Below are 15,593 nucleotides of genomic sequence, written 5' to 3'. Positions count from 1 at the left end.
TCAGATTTGAAGTGTGCAACACGAACAAATCTGCCAATCAACCACTGCACTGAGATGTTGACACCAACTTCGAGAAGTGATGCTAATCTCTATACTTATCTTAGCTTAGCAGTCAATATTTGCCAAGAAAGGCTGGCTTGCTCAGGCATTTTTGACCGCAAGGGAATGTTGCGGCAGATTTTTCTATCGCAAGACCTGCTTGCAAGCTTGATTTGATAGCGTTTCTGACAGATTGTCAACTTCCTGTCAACCTACCCCATCTGCTCAGATAATGCTTCCCATTCTTCCATGAGGCTTTCTTGTTGGGCTGTCAGTTGGTCGATTTCTTTCTGGTAATCGGTCAGCTGGGCGATATCGTTTGTTTCTAGCATGGCTTGGTTGAGCTCGCTTAGGCGGTTTTCGATGTTGTCAATTTCTGCCTCGATTTGCTCGATGCGGCGGGCCAGTTTGCGTTGCTCTTTTTGGTTTTCCTTTTGGGCTTGGTAGTCCATGGCTCCGGCTGATTGGCTGGTGCTTTCTAGCTGGTCAGGCTGGGCTTCTACTTCCAGCTCTGCCTTTTTCTCTAAATAATAATCATAGTCGCCCAAGTAGAGCGTGGAGCCCGTTTCCGAGATTTCGAGGACCTTGGTGGCGACGCGGTTGATGAAATAGCGGTCGTGGCTGACAAAGAGCAGGGTGCCGTCAAAGTCGATGAGGGCATTTTCCAGGACCTCCTTGCTGTCGATGTCCAGGTGGTTGGTCGGCTCGTCGAGGATGAGGAAGTTGTTGTTTTCCATAGACAGCTTAGCGAGGAGCAGACGGGCTTTTTCCCCACCAGACAGCATAGATACGGACTTTTTGACGTCATCGCCTGAGAAGAGGAAGGCTCCAAGGCGGTTGCGAATCTCCACTTCAGGTGTGGTCGGAAAGGCTGACCAGAGCTCCTCCAAGACCGTATTGGACGGCGTCAGGGCCGACTGGGTCTGGTCGTAGTAGCCCACTTCCACATTGGCTCCTAGCTTGGCTTCCCCTTTGATAAATGGCAGAGCTCCGATGATAGATTTGAGCAGGGTTGTTTTTCCGATACCATTGGGACCGACAATGGCAATGGCATCCAGCTTCCGTTGGTCAATAGAAATGGGCTGGGAGAGAATGTCCCCGTCGTAACCCACCGCAGCATTTTCCACTGTCAAGACGATATTTCCTGAAGTCTTGTCTGACTGGAAGGTCATGTTGGCAGACTTCTGACCAGTTGTTGGCTTGTCCAGTCGCTCCATCTTTTCCAGTTTTTTCCGTCGAGCCTGAGCACGCTTGGTGGTCGAAGCACGGACGATATTTTTCTGGACAAAGTCTTCTAGTTTGGCAATTTCCTTCTGCTGCTTTTCATAGTTTTGCAATTCCGTTTGTAACTTCTGTTCTTTGAGCTCGACAAACTGAGAATAATTGCCCACATAACGATCCAAGGAATGCTTGGTCAAATCCAGTGTCAGTGTCGCCACCTTGTCCAAGAAATAGCGGTCATGGCTGACGATAATCAAGGCTCCCTTGTAATGCACGAGGTAGTTTTCCAGCCAGGCAATCGTGTCAATGTCCAGGTGGTTGGTCGGCTCATCCAGCACCAATAACTCTGGGCTTTCAAGCAACATCTTTGCCAGAGCAAGTCGAGTGTTTTGACCGCCAGAAAGTTCGGAGATTTTCATGTCCCACATGGTCTGGTCAAACTTAAAACCATTCAAAATGGCACGAATGTCCGCCTCATAGCTAAAACCACCTGCCAGACGAAATTCCTCTGACAAACTATCATAAGTTTTCATCAGCTGGTCAAGTTCATTACCAGACAGACTGCCCATTTGTTCTTCCATAGACCGCAGGCGTTTCTCCGTCATCCGCAGGTCGTCAAAGACATGGAGCATTTCATCATAGATAGTATTTTCCGACTCAAAACGGCTGTCCTGTGCCAGATAAGAGAGGGACAAATCACGCTTGGTTGAAATGTCACCGCTGGTCGCTGCTTCTTCTCCGACAAGGATTTTGAGCAGAGTAGACTTGCCTGCCCCATTTTTTCCGACAAGGGCAATCCGATCCCGCTCATCCACTTGAATATTGATATTATTAAATAAAACCTCGCCCGCAAAAGAGCGTTCAATCTTGTTTCCACTTAGAATAATCATAAAAATATTGTACCATAATTTAGGGTAACAGTGCGGATTCCTTTTTCTGATTTCAGCAAAAAAACAGCGACTTTACAGTCACTGTCCTTCTCAAAAAATATTTAGACCAAACCGCTAAGCAATTCCCTATTCTGCCAAAGCAGATAAAGACCACCGCCGATAATAATCAGCATGATGACAAACTTAATCAAGCCCTTGACAAAGCGGATGACCAGCATCAAAATCATCGAAACAATCAGCCATCCCCAAGCGGAAGAATTGAGTAAGGTTTGCATACTCTCTAGACTTGCATCTGTCCAGGCCTTGATTGGTTCGGGGATTTTATCAAACCAGTTGCTATCTATACCAATTTGTTCCATAATTGAACGACTGGTCGATTGCAACCAAGTAAAAATTCCTGCATTGTAAATGAAAAGCAAGGCTTGCTCAGGATAACGTTTTATTGTGTTTGTAATTGTTCGAAGCATATTTTCCCTTCTCTTCTGAATATAAGGCAAGAACCGCATCAATATCTGCCTGCTGAATACCATGATTAGATCCTGCCGATTCCATAACAGAGGTCTGACTATCTTCATGATCTAGGCCAATAGCATGGCCCAATTCATGCTCAGCTGTATGGATAATTCTATCCATATCATAACCATATTGGTCGTTTAATAAATAAAAACTATTCAGACGCACCGTTACAGAGCTATAATAATTGGTTAATAAGTTAGTCGTTGAATTGGCCTCGCCTGCTGCTTGGGTATTTCCATCATTCATTTCTGTTGCAATAATATCGGCCTGACTTGGGTCACTTGTCATCACAAAAGTGAAGGTCCCTGTCGCATTCCAATTGGCAATGGCTGTTTCATAGGCAGCTACAAATGTTGGGTTCTGAGTTTCAATGTAAACAGTCGCAGTATTACTTTCCCATCGACCATGGTCGGCTGTATTAACCGTATCAGTAGTCAGGTGTTTAATGGTATTAACACCTTCTTCAATCGTCACTTCAGACTGCCCTTTAACCATCAGTTGCACTTCCTGAGCCAAGGTTTGCAACATCTGTGGCGCTGCTTCCTGTTGAAAATAGAATAACAGACCTAGACCACAAGCCAATAACACCATTGATAACCAAATCAGACCCCAAAATGTCCGCCAAATCCACCGTAGAATATTTCCAATAAGTTTCATAGACTATACCTCTTTCTAGAAATAGGTTTTAGTATAGCCATAATTTCTGAAACTTTTCTTAAAAACTAGGACAGTCTTTCTTCCAATTTGAAATCAATTGGCAACCAAGCCAATACCTTCTCAATCTGCTGATTCCAGTAGTACCACTCATGTTTACCAGGTCCGAAACTTGCCTCTATATCAAATCCCAGCTCTTTTAACTCTCCAACTGCCTTTTGATGCCCTTCAAAGAGAAAATCTTCCTCACCACACCAGGCATAAAATTTGGTATTTTTATCGGATTGTTTAGCAATTTCTAACAAATTATTTGGATTCTGTTTATCAGAAATGTCACCAAATACTCCTTGCCAATACGAAAGACTTCCCAATTCTGCTGCCGCTGGATTATCAAAATCAAAATACAATGCGCCTGAAAGCGAAGCTGCGTGTGAAAAACGATTGGTCATCATGGCAATCTTGAAGGTCCCATAACCACCCATAGACAAACCAGCGATAAAATTCTTCTCCCGCTTGTCAGACATATTTGGGAAAAATCGTTTGAGAATTTGAGGCAACTCTACTGCAATAGCATCATAATAATTCATACCGTAAGTAGTATTGGTATACCAGCCTTTATCTGTATTGACCATAACCACGATAAGATTGGTATAACGAACCAACCGTTCCACTGTAGAACGATTCAGCCAGGAATCCTGATTTCCTCCCATACCGTGCAAAAGATATAGGACAGGAATGTCGTTGTCATCAGGATTTTCCACACGATTGCGATCTGGATATAAAACCGTAACCTGTCTAGACATATCTAGAGCTTCTGAGTGGTATTCAATTTTCATTATTGCCATAAATCTTCTCCTTATGGTAAAGAGCCTGAGTTTCCTCGGCTCTTCTTATGTATATAAATCAGCTTACTTAACTTCCATAATTACCGGTAAAATAGCTGGGCGACGTTTGGTTTGGTCAAAGAGGAATTTTGCTAAATCATCGCGAACAGCACTCTTAAGCTCTGTCCAGTCAAAGCTATCCTTTGTAAAGTAATTTTCCACCGTTGTATTCACCAATTCTGATGCCTCACGCAAGATGTCCTTGCTCTTTTTCACGTAGACAAAACCACGAGTATTGACCTTGGCTTTAGAAATGATTTTTTTCTCACGGCGGTTGACAGTGATAGCCACAATAAAGATACCGTCTTCTGAGAGGATCTTACGGTCACGAAGGACGATATTTCCAACATCGCCCATGGCATTTCCGTCAATCATGACATCACCAGCAGGAACCGCTCCGCTATGGACAAAATCCCCCTCTTCAAAAGCCATGACATCCCCACGCTTAACGATGATAATGTTTTCTGGATACATACCAATTTCAAGCGCAGCCTTAGCGTGAGCATCCAATTGACGATACTCCCCTTGAACTGGGAAAAGATATTTAGGCTTCATGATGTTGAGCATGAGCTGCAAATCACGCGCATTCCCATGCCCAGATACGCGAAGATTCTTTGTGATAGATTTTACGGTACCACCAGCCTTGTAAATCAAGTTCTCCACACGAGCAACAACCGCTTCTTTTGAAATACTTGGAGTGGTAACAATATAAACTAGATCACCTTCTTTGATTTCAACATAGCGATGTCTACCGATAGACATTTTACGCAATCCATTTAACGGCTCGCCCATACGACCAGTTTCTAAAATAATTAATTCATGGTCTTCATACTTGTTCATATCCTTTGGTTTTACCAACAGGCGTTCGCTGACCAAACGAAGTTTTTTCAATTGAATCGCTGTTCGGACAATGTTTTCCACATCATGTCCTGTCAATACGACACGACGACCAGTTGCTTCTGCTGCATCAAAAATCTGTTGAATCCGTACAATATTGCTGGCAACTGCTGCCACAATAACACGCCCATCACAGTCAGCAATCGTATTGAGAATTTCCTCCCCAGCCTCATGCATGCTCGCTACTTGAACATTGCTATCTGCGTTAGCTGAGTCTGACAAGAGGGCCAACACACCTTCGTTACCGATTTCAGCCAATCGCCCAAAATCCGTACGATAAAACTTATCTGCCGCCTGGTCAAACTTAAAGTCACCTGTGTAGACAATATTTCCTTCATCCGTCTTAACGACAATTCCTAAACTCTCTGGAATAGAGTGGGTCGTCTGAAAGAAAGATACCACTGAATCCCCGAAATCAATTTCAGTGTCTGCATTGATAACATGGAAATCATTAAATTTCTTAGTAGCATTATTCCCCTTGACAAGTAGCTTAGCCAGTTCGATAGTCAAGTGCGAACCAAATACTGGCACTTTCACTTTCTCCAAGAGATAAGGAAGCGCTCCGATAGCATCTGCATGCCCGTGAGATAAAAAGACCCCTGCTACACGGTGCTTATTTTCTTCCAAATAATCGAAATTAGGGACGACTACATCCACACCTAACTGTTCATTCTCAGGATACTTTGCCCCTGCATCCAAAACAAAAATATGTTCATTCACTTCGGCAATGTACAGGTTTTTTCCATTTTCCCGCACACCCCCAAGAGCCATAATTTTAATTGTACTCATCTTTACTCCTTTTGGACATCCCACAGGTGTCCATTTTATTTTTCTTACCAACGGTCCTTGGGAATTCCAAGTCGAATTACAGTCTGCTATGTCGGAGCTCTATTTGCAAAAGACACACTTTGGTTCAACATTATATTCAACCATCAAAGCAACTTTTAAATAGAAATTCCTAAATAGCTATCGCTTCTATTATACATTTTTTCAAGAAAATTTACAAAAAACTCCGCTGAAAATCAACGAAGTTCTACATATACATTAGTAACCATGTCCCTTATGTTCCCACTTACCACCAACATTCCGCACTAAAATCCATTTCCAATCCGTATGGGTACTATTAGGCTCTAAGGTGGGCTCTGCCCCCTCAGCTGCTACCTTAAAAGACGAAGTTAGGATAATGGCTTCCTCTGCACCATAGTGCTCCGCCCACTCATCAAATTCCTTTTCATTATCACCACTATAACCGATAGTCAGCAATTTACAACTTTTAAAATGGTGATCAAAGTAATCTTCAACTACAAGAATAGCCGCCTCAATCTCTTTTTCCGTATACAATTCTGATTGTTCCATCGGTTCAATCTCTGCCTGATAAGCTGCTCCTGTCCGACATCCTACCAAAAAGAGACAACACAACAGACTACAAATAGCTAAACATTTTCTCATCTTTGTTACCCCAAGTCAACAATCGTTGCTGAAAAACCAATCTCTTCGACAAAACGTAAAATATCCTCTGTCTTTACAAAAATTGTTTTCGTATTAACATTGGGGTGGAAGGTTAGAATGGGTTCAGAAAGGATTTCCTTATCAAAATAGACTTGAATATCCTTATCAACATTTTGTAACAAGCCAAAAACAGATACCACACCCGCAGGCAAGTGCATTTTTTCCATCAAGCTTTCACTTGAGGCCATGCGAATACGATTGGCTCCTACCAAATCACGAAACTGGTCCATATCCAGCTGCTTCTGGTCATCCATGATCAATAAATAAAATGCAGTCTTTTTCTTATTAGTCAGAAACATGGACTTGGTCCGTACTCCTTCTACCCCTTCAATGTAACGGTCTGCTTCCTCAGTTGTCAGAGCTGGTGGATGCTCTACAATGGTGTAGTCCATTCCCAAGTCAGCTAAGCTTTCAAGAACCAATTTATCCATGACAGCACCTCTTGATATATTTAGTATATTATACTGCTTTTAAACTAAAAATTCAAAGGATAAGAAAAGCCTGGATTTCTCCAGACTTTAGTCAAACAACTTATAATAATCTTCCAGTTTCATCTTGGATTTTTCCTCTGCCGTTTGGTCTTGAATAATCTGACCATTTTTCATGACAATCAAGCGATTGCCGTGACGGAGAGCATCTTCCATTTGATGAGTGACCATAAGAGCCGTCATTCCCTTGGTCGCAATCAATTCGTCTGTTAGTTGCATCAGGGATTGACTAGTCTTAGGGTCAAGGGCTGCGGTATGCTCATCCAAGAGCAGGAGTTCAGGTTGCTTCAAGCTGGCCATCAACAAACTCAATGCCTGGCGTTGGCCACCCGATAAAAGACCCGCTGGCGTATCCAAATGTTTTTCCAGACCATTTCCCACTCTCGGCAGAAGCTGGGCAAATTCTTCGGTCTGCTGGGCCAATCTGCGTGGCACCAAGCACCGTCCCTCGCCGCGATACTTAGCGATAAGTAGATTCTCTGCCACCGTCATCCGCGGAGCAGTTCCCATTTTCGGATCTTGAAAGACACGAGCCAGATACTTGGCACGCTTTTCTGCAGGCCAGTTGGTCACATCTTCACCAAGAATATGGACCGAACCACTAGTCAAAGGCAAGGTGCCAGCAATGACATTAAAGAGGGTTGACTTCCCAGCCCCATTTCCACCCAAAATGGTAATAAAATCACCCTGATAGATGGTCAGATTGACATTGTCCAAAATCACACGTTCTTCATCAAAACCGTTTGTCACCACCTTGGTGGTATTTTTTAATTCAACAATTGCTCTCATCGTGACAGACTGGCTCCTTTCAGAAGTTTATTTTTCAACTCAGGAACCATGAGGCAGACCGCCAGAATCATGGCCGAGAAGATACGGAGGTAGCTGGTATTGATACCGAGGGAAATGACCACCAAAATCAAGAACTGATAGAAAATCGCTCCGACAACAATGGCCAAGAATCGTTCTAACATGGTCAGGTTTCCATACAAGACCTCACCAATAATCAGACTAGCCATACCGACTACAATGACACCGATACCACGCGACACATCCGCATAGCCTTCTTGTTGTGCAATCAAGGCACCTGCAAGAGCAATAATCCCATTTGAAAGAATAAGACCTAGCAACTCCATTCGACTTGTATTGATACCAAAACTGCGTGCCATATCTGGATTATCCCCTGTTGCAATAAAGGCCTGTCCAAGGCGAGTATAGAGGAAGAACATCAAGGCACCAATCACCACCACTAGGCTACCTAGACCTAGCAAGAGACCATTAATTTGCTCAGAAAAAGGAAGGAAATCTTGTAAACGTTTGGTATTCAGTAAACCTAGATTTGCCCTACCCATGATAAATAGAATGACAGAGTGACAGGAAGACATGACCAAGATACCAGCCAGGAGAGTGGGAATTTTCCCCTTGGTATAAAGCAAGCCTGTGACAAAGCCCGCCAAACAGCCAACAAGAACTGCTGCTAGAGTAGCCAAGATAGGATGAACTCCTTGCGTCAATAAGGTAACAGCAACCGCTCCTCCAAGCGGGAAAGAGCCCTCTGTCGTCATATCAGGAAAATTCAGAATCCGAAAGGTAACGAATATTCCCAAACCTAGTACAGCCCATAAAAGAGCCTGTGAAACTGTTGATACAATCATATTTTTCCTTTTCTCTTATCTCTTATTCGATAACCTTGCTTGCTTTACTAATCACATCATCTGACAAGGTAATTCCTAATTCTTTAGCAACTTTTTGGTTGACTACAATGGTACCCTCGTTAAAGATTTGCACAGGTGTGTCCGCTGGATTCGCACCGTCAAGAATTTTTGCAGCCATCTTACCAGTTGCCACACCCAAGTCATATTGGCTAAGGGTAACAGATGCGATACCTCCACCTTCTACCATGTCTTCTACGCTGGTGAAAATCGGAGTTTTGGTTTTATTTGCCACAGATACGACAGTTGAAAATGCTGAGGCAACTGTGTTGTCTACTGGTGTAAAGAGAACATCTGCTTTACTACTTGCGACCTCTACTGTCGCTGCAATTTCATTACTAGAAGCAACTGCATATTCAAGAACAGTATAGCCAGCCTCTTCTGCTGCTACCTTAAATTCCGCTACTTGAATTTTTGAATTGTCCTCATTTGAAGAATAGAGGACACCGATAGTTTTAGCGTCTGGTGTAATTTCTTTAATGAGAGAAACTGCATCTGCTACTGGTGTTTGGTCAGATACTCCTGTGATATTTCCACCAGGATTTTTCAAATCCGTCACCAGGTTGGCTCCGACTGGATCTGTCACAGCTCCCATGATAATGGGTAATTCTGTGGTTGCATTGGCAAGACCTTGTGCAGCAGGTGTTGCGATACCAATCAATAATTCATTGCCATTGTCCACCAATTTTTTACTCATGGTTTGAACTTGGGATTGATCACCCTCAGCATTCATAAAATCAATTTCTAAATTATCCGTTGTGGTATAACCACCTTCTTTAAGGCCTGCCTTGATTCCCTTATAAATCTCATCTAATGAATCATGTGTCACAAATTGCAGAACTCCAATTTTAACTTTTTCTGTGCTATTAGATGAATTGTTCTGTTCTTTTTGCGTCAAAAACAGGGCAGCAACTACCATAACAGTGAGGGCAACAATTGTAGCAAGTAAATTTTTATTTTTCAACATATTCATTCTCCTTTAAAAATACACAATATTCAATCTCTATATCATCAATATTTTATCCCACCATCGCCATCGTTTCATCTTGATTACCTCATTTTGTTAATAATTGTCAAAGTAGATTGCTTTTAGATTAGGAACGGAGGTGCAGACATAACTCAATGCTTCCTCGTTTTCAAGCATTGACTTCAAACAGTCCACTGGACTGTTTGAATCATCCAAGCCGAACGTGACGCAATATAAAAGTAATCTACGAAGACAATGGAAAAGCCCCCGCATATTGAAAAACAATACGCGAGGGCGTCAATGACACGGTGCCACCTCACTTATGGGAATTGTATAGAATCCTCCCATATCTCATCTCCTCTAACAAGGAGTTGCACTGTAAGGTGTGCGGACCGAACTATCATTGTTTTAAGTTCATTTGCGTGACTGTTTCGGCTGAAACCTTCGTTAGCTCTCCTTGCTATACCGCTAGTATAAGCTGCGTCGACCTGCCTCGTACTCAGCCAAAACAGTCTACGTAAAGTATGCTATGCCAAACAATCATTGTGGATTTAGGGTATTTTAGGACTAGGCAGTCGGGTGAAGGCAGTACTGGTGGTACGGCGAGACCGACTAACGACGTCATAAAATAGACATAAATGCACATCAGCCCATTTCATAAAACTCCGCCACCTGTTCCCAGTACCACAGGCTCCCTGAAGACTTCTGCTTTACTACTTCTTCTGATTACAGACGATTATACGGCATCCATCAATCTTTGTCAATACTTTTGATTAAATTTTCTGAAAACTTTTTATGTCAGTAGGGACTACCAGTCTCATCAAAAAACATCAAAATATGATATACTAGACTGAGTTATAGCTATTAGAAAGAGGAAAACCATGTCTTTTGACGGATTTTTTTTACATCACATGACGGCTGAGTTACAGGCCAATTTAGAAGGTGGGCGGATTCAGAAAATTAACCAGCCCTTTGAGCAGGAGATTGTCCTTAACATCCGCAGCAACCGTCAGAGCCATAAGTTGCTCCTGTCCGCCCATTCGGTCTTCGGGCGGGTCCAGTTGACCCAGTCGGACTTTACCAATCCCAAGGTGCCCAATACCTTTATCATGATTCTGCGGAAATACTTACAGGGAGCCATTATCGAAGACATTCGTCAGTTGGACAATGACCGTATCTTAGAATTTTCGGTGTCCAACAAGGACGAGATTGGCGACGATATTCAAGCTACCTTGGTTGTGGAGATCATGGGCAAGCACAGCAACATCATCTTGGTAGATAAGTCTGAACAGAAGATTATCGAGGCTATCAAGCACGTTGGTTTCTCGCAAAATTCCTACCGGACCATTTTGCCTGGTTCCACCTACATTCGTCCACCGGAGACGCATTCTCTTAATCCTTATACTGTGTCTGATGAGAAATTGTTTGAAATCTTATCGACTCAGGAACTGAGTCCAAAAAATCTCCAACAACTTTTTCAAGGTTTGGGTCGGGATACGGCTTCTGAACTGGCCAGTCACTTGCAGTCAGACCGCCTGAAGAACTTCCGTGCCTTTTTTGAACAGGCAACACAGCCTAGCCTGACAGACAAGTCCTATGCTGCTCTGCCATTTGCCAATAGCCCTGAAAACCAGCCATACTTTGAGAGCCTGAGCAGTCTGCTGGACTTCTACTATCAGGACAAGGCGGAGCGGGATCGGGTGGCCCAGCAGGCCAATGAGCTGATCAAGCGGGTGGCCAGTGAGCTGGAGAAGAATCGCAAGAAGTTGGTCAAGCAGGAGCAGGAATTGGCAGATACGGAGACGGCGGAGTTGGTTCGGCAAAAGGGCGAGCTCCTGACCACCTATCTGCATCAGGTACCCAATGACCAGCCGAGTGTGCGGTTAGACAACTACTATACGGGCGAGGAGTTGGAGATTGAGTTGGATGTGGCTTTGACGCCTAGCCAAAATGCCCAACGTTACTTCAAGAAGTACCAGAAACTCAAGGAGGCGGTCAAGCACCTGACCAACTTGATTGAGGAAACCAAGGCGACCATTGTCTATCTGGAGTCCGTTGACACCATGCTGGGACAAGCTAGTCTTGCTGAGATTGATGAGATCCGTGAAGAGCTGATTGAAACAGGCTACCTCAAACGTCGCCACCGTGAGAAAATCCATAAGCGTCAGAAACCTGAGCGATACTTGGCGACGGACGGGAAGACCATTATTCTGGTCGGGAAAAATAACCTGCAAAATGATGAGCTGACCTTCAAAATGGCCAAAAAAGGCGAACTCTGGTTCCATGCCAAAGACATTCCAGGCAGCCACGTGGTCATCACAGACAACTTGGACCCAAGCGACGAAGTCAAGACAGATGCGGCCGAGCTGGCTGCCTACTTCTCCAAGGCCAGACATTCTAATCTGGTCCAAGTCGATATGATTGAGGCCAAGAAACTCCACAAACCAACAGGTGGCAAGCCAGGTTTTGTGACCTACCGCGGTCAGAAGACCCTCCGTGTCACCCCAACAGAAGACAAAATAAAATCCATGAAAATCTAGTTCATGGATTTTTCATTCATGGATTTTTCTGTATTGAAACCTATTCCGCCTTATCAATATCTTCTCTGACTTCCTTGGCATTGAACTTAGCGAAAAGATACTGGCGGTCTTGGACTGGAAAGCGTTGATCTAGCTGATCGACTGGTCCCACTTCCACCATTCCTTCTGAGATAACATAGTCCATGACATGACCACCGAAAGTCAAATCATCCGAAATAAAATGCAAATGATAGCCGGCCACACTGACACCATGGAAAATCTCTGGCGTCCAAATACCAACAATGGTACCTGAAATATTCTCAGCGGTATACTCAGGCTGGCGACTTGCCACCTCTGCAAAACGAACATCCGAAGCCGATTTGGGAATCATGCGGACATGCATCCGAGCAAACGTCCCTTTTATTTTGATGGAACGAAAGAGGTTTTCACCATCATAATAGGACTCAATCCGCTGATGTAATTCCTCATGAGTCATTTCAAAGCGTTGTTTGAAAATGACTTCTGCCTCATGGAAAATGACCGCCGCATAAGGAACCTTCATATCAGCAGGAACTTCAACCACTTCTGGTTTTTCCCCTGCTCCCTTGGCCTGATAGGCCTTTCCATCTAAAACAATCAGCTCGCCGTCAATGGAATCCAGGGTTCCCAAACCCAGATCACCATGTTCCAACAATTCGCCAACCGTCAAGGAGCCGCCATACAGTCCAGCCATCAAGGCACCGAGTGTATTGTATTGAAATAATCGATTTACTTGCATAACCTACTCTTCATTCAAAAATTCTTGCATGGCTAAATCGTCTGGCACCAATTGGATATAACGACTAGCTTGCTCTTTTGCCTCATCCAAGCGACCAAGTTGACGTAAAACCGCTACGTAATCAGCCAAAAATTCAGGATTCTCAGCCAATTCTCCGGCCAATTCATCGTAAAGCTCAATAGCTTCATCATCTCTTTCTAGAGCTTGATAGGCCTTGGCCACATTCCAGCGAGCTAGAACGTTATCTACCTCTTCATCAAATAAAGCCACAACCTCTTCAAATCGCTCCTGTTCAAGATACAGATTGGACAAGCGTAGAGCTAGTTCGTTACTATCATCTGCCACCTCTTTTGCCCGTAGAAGATAATCTTCTGCCCCCGCCTCGTCATGCAGTTCATAGGCATACTGAGAAGCCTGGAGCAAGAGATTGGCATCAAAGTCATTTTTAGCCAAGCCTTTTTGTGTCATAACCAAAGCTTCATCAATCTTATGCTCGGCATGAAGCGACTGAGCATAGGCATATTCATAGCCCTCAAAATCAGGATTGATGGTATCCAGTTGCTTGAAGTAGAGATTGGCTTTTTGGTATTCTTCTCGTTCAAATAGCAGAGCTGCTAACTCAAAAACTGTCTGATCATCGTATTCCAGCTCAACAGCTTTTTCCAAAAATTCAATGGCTGCTTCAAATTTCCCTAAACTTGCATAGGCAATACCAATTCGCTGATAGGTAGAAACTCCCGTTAATTCGTAGATTTCACGATTATCCAGCTGGGCATAATAGGAAATAGCCTCATTAAAAAGCTCCAGTTCCATATCCAATTCTGCCAGACCAAAGAGGATGATGGGTTCATCTGATAAGTGACTTGCTTCTAACAATTTTTCACGCGCCACATCCGACAAGCCTTCTGCCTGATACAGGTCCGCCTTGACCAATAAGGCTTCCACATAGACAGGACTGTCTTCCGAAATTTCCTCCAAATATCCGAAAGCTTCTTCAACCAAGCCATCTTCAAATGCTATTTGGGCAAGATTGATCAGTACTTCGGGAAATTCTTCTTTGACCTGTTCATAGATTTGTCTAGCCTGTGGGAAAAAACCAATGCTTTCCATATAGGCAGCCAAGGACAAAAGCGTTTCGCTATCATCTTGCTCCAGGGCACGCTTGAAATACTTATCTGCCTTGTCTAAATCCTGTTGGTCCAAACAAACCAACATTTTTTCACTATTGTTCATTCACAACCTCATTTTCTTCATCTTCATACAAACTACTGTGTGCCTTGTACCACTCAAATGCCGCTTTCACTAAAACCTTAATAGAGGCATATATTGGAATTCCCAGAAGAACTCCCAGGACACCGTACATCTGACCAGCTGTCAATAATACAAATAAAATGGTAATCGGATGAATACTTAGGGAGCTTCCGATAATCAATGGTGTCACAAAACGACCTTCTATAGTCTGCTCAATCATAAAGACTACTAAAACCTTTATCAGCATGATTGGACCAGCAATCAATCCTAAAATAACAGCTGGAATCATGGCCAAGAAAGAACCCAAATACGGAATTAGATTGAGGAAACCAGCCATCACCCCCAAGGTTATTGGATAGCTAAGACCAATGATTGAGAACATCACTGAGAACATCAGGGCAACAATAATCGCAACGGTCACCTGACCACGAACATAGTTTGATAATTGCCCATTCACATCTGATAGTACTGTTCCAATCGGTTCTCTCCACTTGGTTGGTAGATATTGGGTGATGTGTTTATTCAAATACTGACCATCCCGTAACAGATAAAAGAGAATAAAAGGCATAATCAAAATAGCAACAATAATCTGCGAAGCGGTTGAAATCAAATTACTTGCCCAATTCACAGCACTTGAAGAAAACTTCTGAGCATAGGCAACGACCTGATCATTGACCTTATTTAACATCTCCAGAGCTGTTGGTCTAAATTGTTCAAAGCGCTGATCCTGTAGGAGCCCAGTTACCTGTCCTTCGATTTTCTGGATATTCGAAGGAAGATTTTGCGCAAAAGATGTCACTTGCTCTTGAATACTCGGAATTGCCACCGCCAGTCCCCAGATAATGAGAAGACTGATTAAAACAAAGAGAATAGAAATACCAACTGTACGAGAAATTTTATGCTTTTCCATCCAGTCAACCATCGGATTTAATAGGTAATACAAAAGACCTGTTAAAATCATCGGTAACAATACAATTTCTAAAAAGCTTCCTATTGGTCTGAATAAAAAACTAATTTTACTAAAAATAAATATGGTCAAAAAAGTCAGCAAGGTTACTAATAAAAATGTCACTGCTTGGCTATTCAAAAACAAGCGGAAAAACCAAGTCAGACTAAATTTTTGATGCTTATCCTCCATCTAATACACTCCTAGTCTTTTTTTCTATTGTAACATGGAGAAAGGATTTTTGTAAAAATCAACTACAGAATTTATACGACTTTCTCAGAAAAACATGGTATAATTTTATCAATCATTTCCAAAAAGGAGAATC

At 43.1% G+C, this 15,593-nt stretch carries 15 protein-coding genes; 2 read left to right on the top strand and 13 right to left on the bottom strand.

The features are described from left to right. The first annotated feature begins 6 nt into the window (after positions 1 to 6). Positions 7 to 216, top strand: coding sequence for a hypothetical protein (locus K5Q22_RS04210; RefSeq protein WP_205013723.1), 210 nt, complete (start codon positions 7 to 9; stop codon positions 214 to 216). 35 nt (positions 217 to 251) lie between these two features. On the opposite strand, the gene K5Q22_RS04205 is transcribed toward K5Q22_RS04210, so the two are convergent. The 10 genes from K5Q22_RS04205 to trpX form a co-directional block, all read right to left on the bottom strand. Next, the gene (locus K5Q22_RS04205; protein ID WP_205013687.1) at positions 252 to 2,150 is read right to left on the bottom strand and encodes an ABC-F family ATP-binding cassette domain-containing protein; all 1,899 of its coding nucleotides are present in this window, start codon (positions 2,148 to 2,150) and stop codon (positions 252 to 254) included. A gap of 101 nt (positions 2,151 to 2,251) precedes the next feature. Further along, positions 2,252 to 2,617, bottom strand: coding sequence for a hypothetical protein (locus K5Q22_RS04200; RefSeq protein WP_205013688.1), 366 nt, complete (start codon positions 2,615 to 2,617; stop codon positions 2,252 to 2,254). Next, positions 2,577 to 3,323, bottom strand: coding sequence for a M57 family metalloprotease (locus tag K5Q22_RS04195; protein WP_205013689.1), 747 nt, complete (start codon positions 3,321 to 3,323; stop codon positions 2,577 to 2,579). Before K5Q22_RS04195 ends, K5Q22_RS04200 begins: the two co-directional genes overlap by 41 nt. Before the next feature lie 65 nt (positions 3,324 to 3,388). After that, the gene (locus K5Q22_RS04190) at positions 3,389 to 4,165 is read right to left on the bottom strand and encodes an alpha/beta hydrolase family protein (protein ID WP_205013690.1); all 777 of its coding nucleotides are present in this window, start codon (positions 4,163 to 4,165) and stop codon (positions 3,389 to 3,391) included. A gap of 63 nt (positions 4,166 to 4,228) precedes the next feature. Further along, entirely contained in the window at positions 4,229 to 5,890 is a 1,662-nt protein-coding gene (locus K5Q22_RS04185; protein ID WP_024406880.1) for a ribonuclease J, read from the bottom strand. Positions 5,891 to 6,145: 255 nt separating this feature from the next. After that, positions 6,146 to 6,550, bottom strand: a complete 405-nt coding sequence (locus K5Q22_RS04180) for a hypothetical protein (RefSeq protein WP_014638335.1) — start codon at positions 6,548 to 6,550, stop codon at positions 6,146 to 6,148. Between the two features lie 5 nt (positions 6,551 to 6,555). Further along, positions 6,556 to 7,041, bottom strand: a complete 486-nt coding sequence (locus K5Q22_RS04175) for a prolyl-tRNA synthetase associated domain-containing protein (protein WP_205013691.1) — start codon at positions 7,039 to 7,041, stop codon at positions 6,556 to 6,558. 87 nt (positions 7,042 to 7,128) lie between these two features. Further along, a complete protein-coding gene (locus tag K5Q22_RS04170) occupies positions 7,129 to 7,887 on the bottom strand; it encodes an ABC transporter ATP-binding protein (protein WP_205013692.1) in 759 nt (252 codons plus the stop codon). Beyond that, positions 7,884 to 8,750 (bottom strand): ABC transporter permease, encoded by an 867-nt coding sequence (locus K5Q22_RS04165; protein ID WP_205013693.1) that lies wholly within the window; start codon positions 8,748 to 8,750, stop codon positions 7,884 to 7,886. The genes K5Q22_RS04170 and K5Q22_RS04165 overlap by 4 nt, the downstream gene beginning before the upstream one ends. Before the next feature lie 22 nt (positions 8,751 to 8,772). Then, positions 8,773 to 9,774 (bottom strand): tryptophan ABC transporter substrate-binding protein, encoded by a 1,002-nt coding sequence (trpX, locus tag K5Q22_RS04160; protein ID WP_205013694.1) that lies wholly within the window; start codon positions 9,772 to 9,774, stop codon positions 8,773 to 8,775. Between the two features lie 881 nt (positions 9,775 to 10,655). Between trpX and K5Q22_RS04155 the strand changes: the two genes are divergently transcribed. Then, positions 10,656 to 12,314, top strand: a complete 1,659-nt coding sequence (locus K5Q22_RS04155; protein ID WP_205013695.1) for an NFACT family protein — start codon at positions 10,656 to 10,658, stop codon at positions 12,312 to 12,314. A 40-nt stretch (positions 12,315 to 12,354) separates the two neighbouring features. On the opposite strand, the gene budA is transcribed toward K5Q22_RS04155, so the two are convergent. The 3 genes from budA to K5Q22_RS04140 are packed head-to-tail and all read right to left on the bottom strand — an operon-like array spanning position 12,355 to position 15,460. After that, a complete protein-coding gene (gene budA / locus K5Q22_RS04150; RefSeq protein ID WP_014638341.1) occupies positions 12,355 to 13,071 on the bottom strand; it encodes an acetolactate decarboxylase in 717 nt (238 codons plus the stop codon). A gap of 3 nt (positions 13,072 to 13,074) precedes the next feature. Then, positions 13,075 to 14,304: a tetratricopeptide repeat protein gene (locus K5Q22_RS04145; protein WP_205013696.1), complete on the bottom strand. Its 1,230-nt coding sequence runs from the start codon at positions 14,302 to 14,304 to the stop codon at positions 13,075 to 13,077. After that, complete coding sequence (locus K5Q22_RS04140; protein ID WP_014638343.1) at positions 14,294 to 15,460, bottom strand: AI-2E family transporter; 1,167 nt, start codon at positions 15,458 to 15,460, stop codon at positions 14,294 to 14,296. Before K5Q22_RS04140 ends, K5Q22_RS04145 begins: the two co-directional genes overlap by 11 nt. Positions 15,461 to 15,593: the final 133 nt, after the last annotated feature.

Source organism: Streptococcus sp. 2018162, assembly GCF_019754175.1.
GTDB lineage: Bacteria > Bacillota > Bacilli > Lactobacillales > Streptococcaceae > Streptococcus > Streptococcus hashimotonensis.
This window is presented reverse-complemented; position numbering and strand designations above follow the sequence as displayed.

What these genes read in the sequence shown, in the direction of transcription:
- K5Q22_RS04205 (WP_205013687.1), bottom strand. Translation starts at nt 2,150, where the DNA reads ATGATTATTCTAAGTGGAAACAAGATTGAACGCTCTTTTGCGGGCGAG.
- K5Q22_RS04200 (WP_205013688.1), bottom strand. Translation starts at nt 2,617, where the DNA reads ATGCTTCGAACAATTACAAACACAATAAAACGTTATCCTGAGCAAGCC.
- K5Q22_RS04195 (WP_205013689.1), bottom strand. Translation starts at nt 3,323, where the DNA reads ATGAAACTTATTGGAAATATTCTACGGTGGATTTGGCGGACATTTTGG.
- K5Q22_RS04190 (WP_205013690.1), bottom strand. Translation starts at nt 4,165, where the DNA reads ATGGCAATAATGAAAATTGAATACCACTCAGAAGCTCTAGATATGTCT.
- K5Q22_RS04185 (WP_024406880.1), bottom strand. Translation starts at nt 5,890, where the DNA reads ATGAGTACAATTAAAATTATGGCTCTTGGGGGTGTGCGGGAAAATGGA.
- K5Q22_RS04180 (WP_014638335.1), bottom strand. Translation starts at nt 6,550, where the DNA reads ATGAGAAAATGTTTAGCTATTTGTAGTCTGTTGTGTTGTCTCTTTTTG.
- K5Q22_RS04175 (WP_205013691.1), bottom strand. Translation starts at nt 7,041, where the DNA reads ATGGATAAATTGGTTCTTGAAAGCTTAGCTGACTTGGGAATGGACTAC.
- K5Q22_RS04170 (WP_205013692.1), bottom strand. Translation starts at nt 7,887, where the DNA reads ATGAGAGCAATTGTTGAATTAAAAAATACCACCAAGGTGGTGACAAAC.
- K5Q22_RS04165 (WP_205013693.1), bottom strand. Translation starts at nt 8,750, where the DNA reads ATGATTGTATCAACAGTTTCACAGGCTCTTTTATGGGCTGTACTAGGT.
- trpX (WP_205013694.1), bottom strand. Translation starts at nt 9,774, where the DNA reads ATGTTGAAAAATAAAAATTTACTTGCTACAATTGTTGCCCTCACTGTT.
- K5Q22_RS04155 (WP_205013695.1), top strand. Translation starts at nt 10,656, where the DNA reads ATGTCTTTTGACGGATTTTTTTTACATCACATGACGGCTGAGTTACAG.
- budA (WP_014638341.1), bottom strand. Translation starts at nt 13,071, where the DNA reads ATGCAAGTAAATCGATTATTTCAATACAATACACTCGGTGCCTTGATG.
- K5Q22_RS04145 (WP_205013696.1), bottom strand. Translation starts at nt 14,304, where the DNA reads ATGAACAATAGTGAAAAAATGTTGGTTTGTTTGGACCAACAGGATTTA.
- K5Q22_RS04140 (WP_014638343.1), bottom strand. Translation starts at nt 15,460, where the DNA reads ATGGAGGATAAGCATCAAAAATTTAGTCTGACTTGGTTTTTCCGCTTG.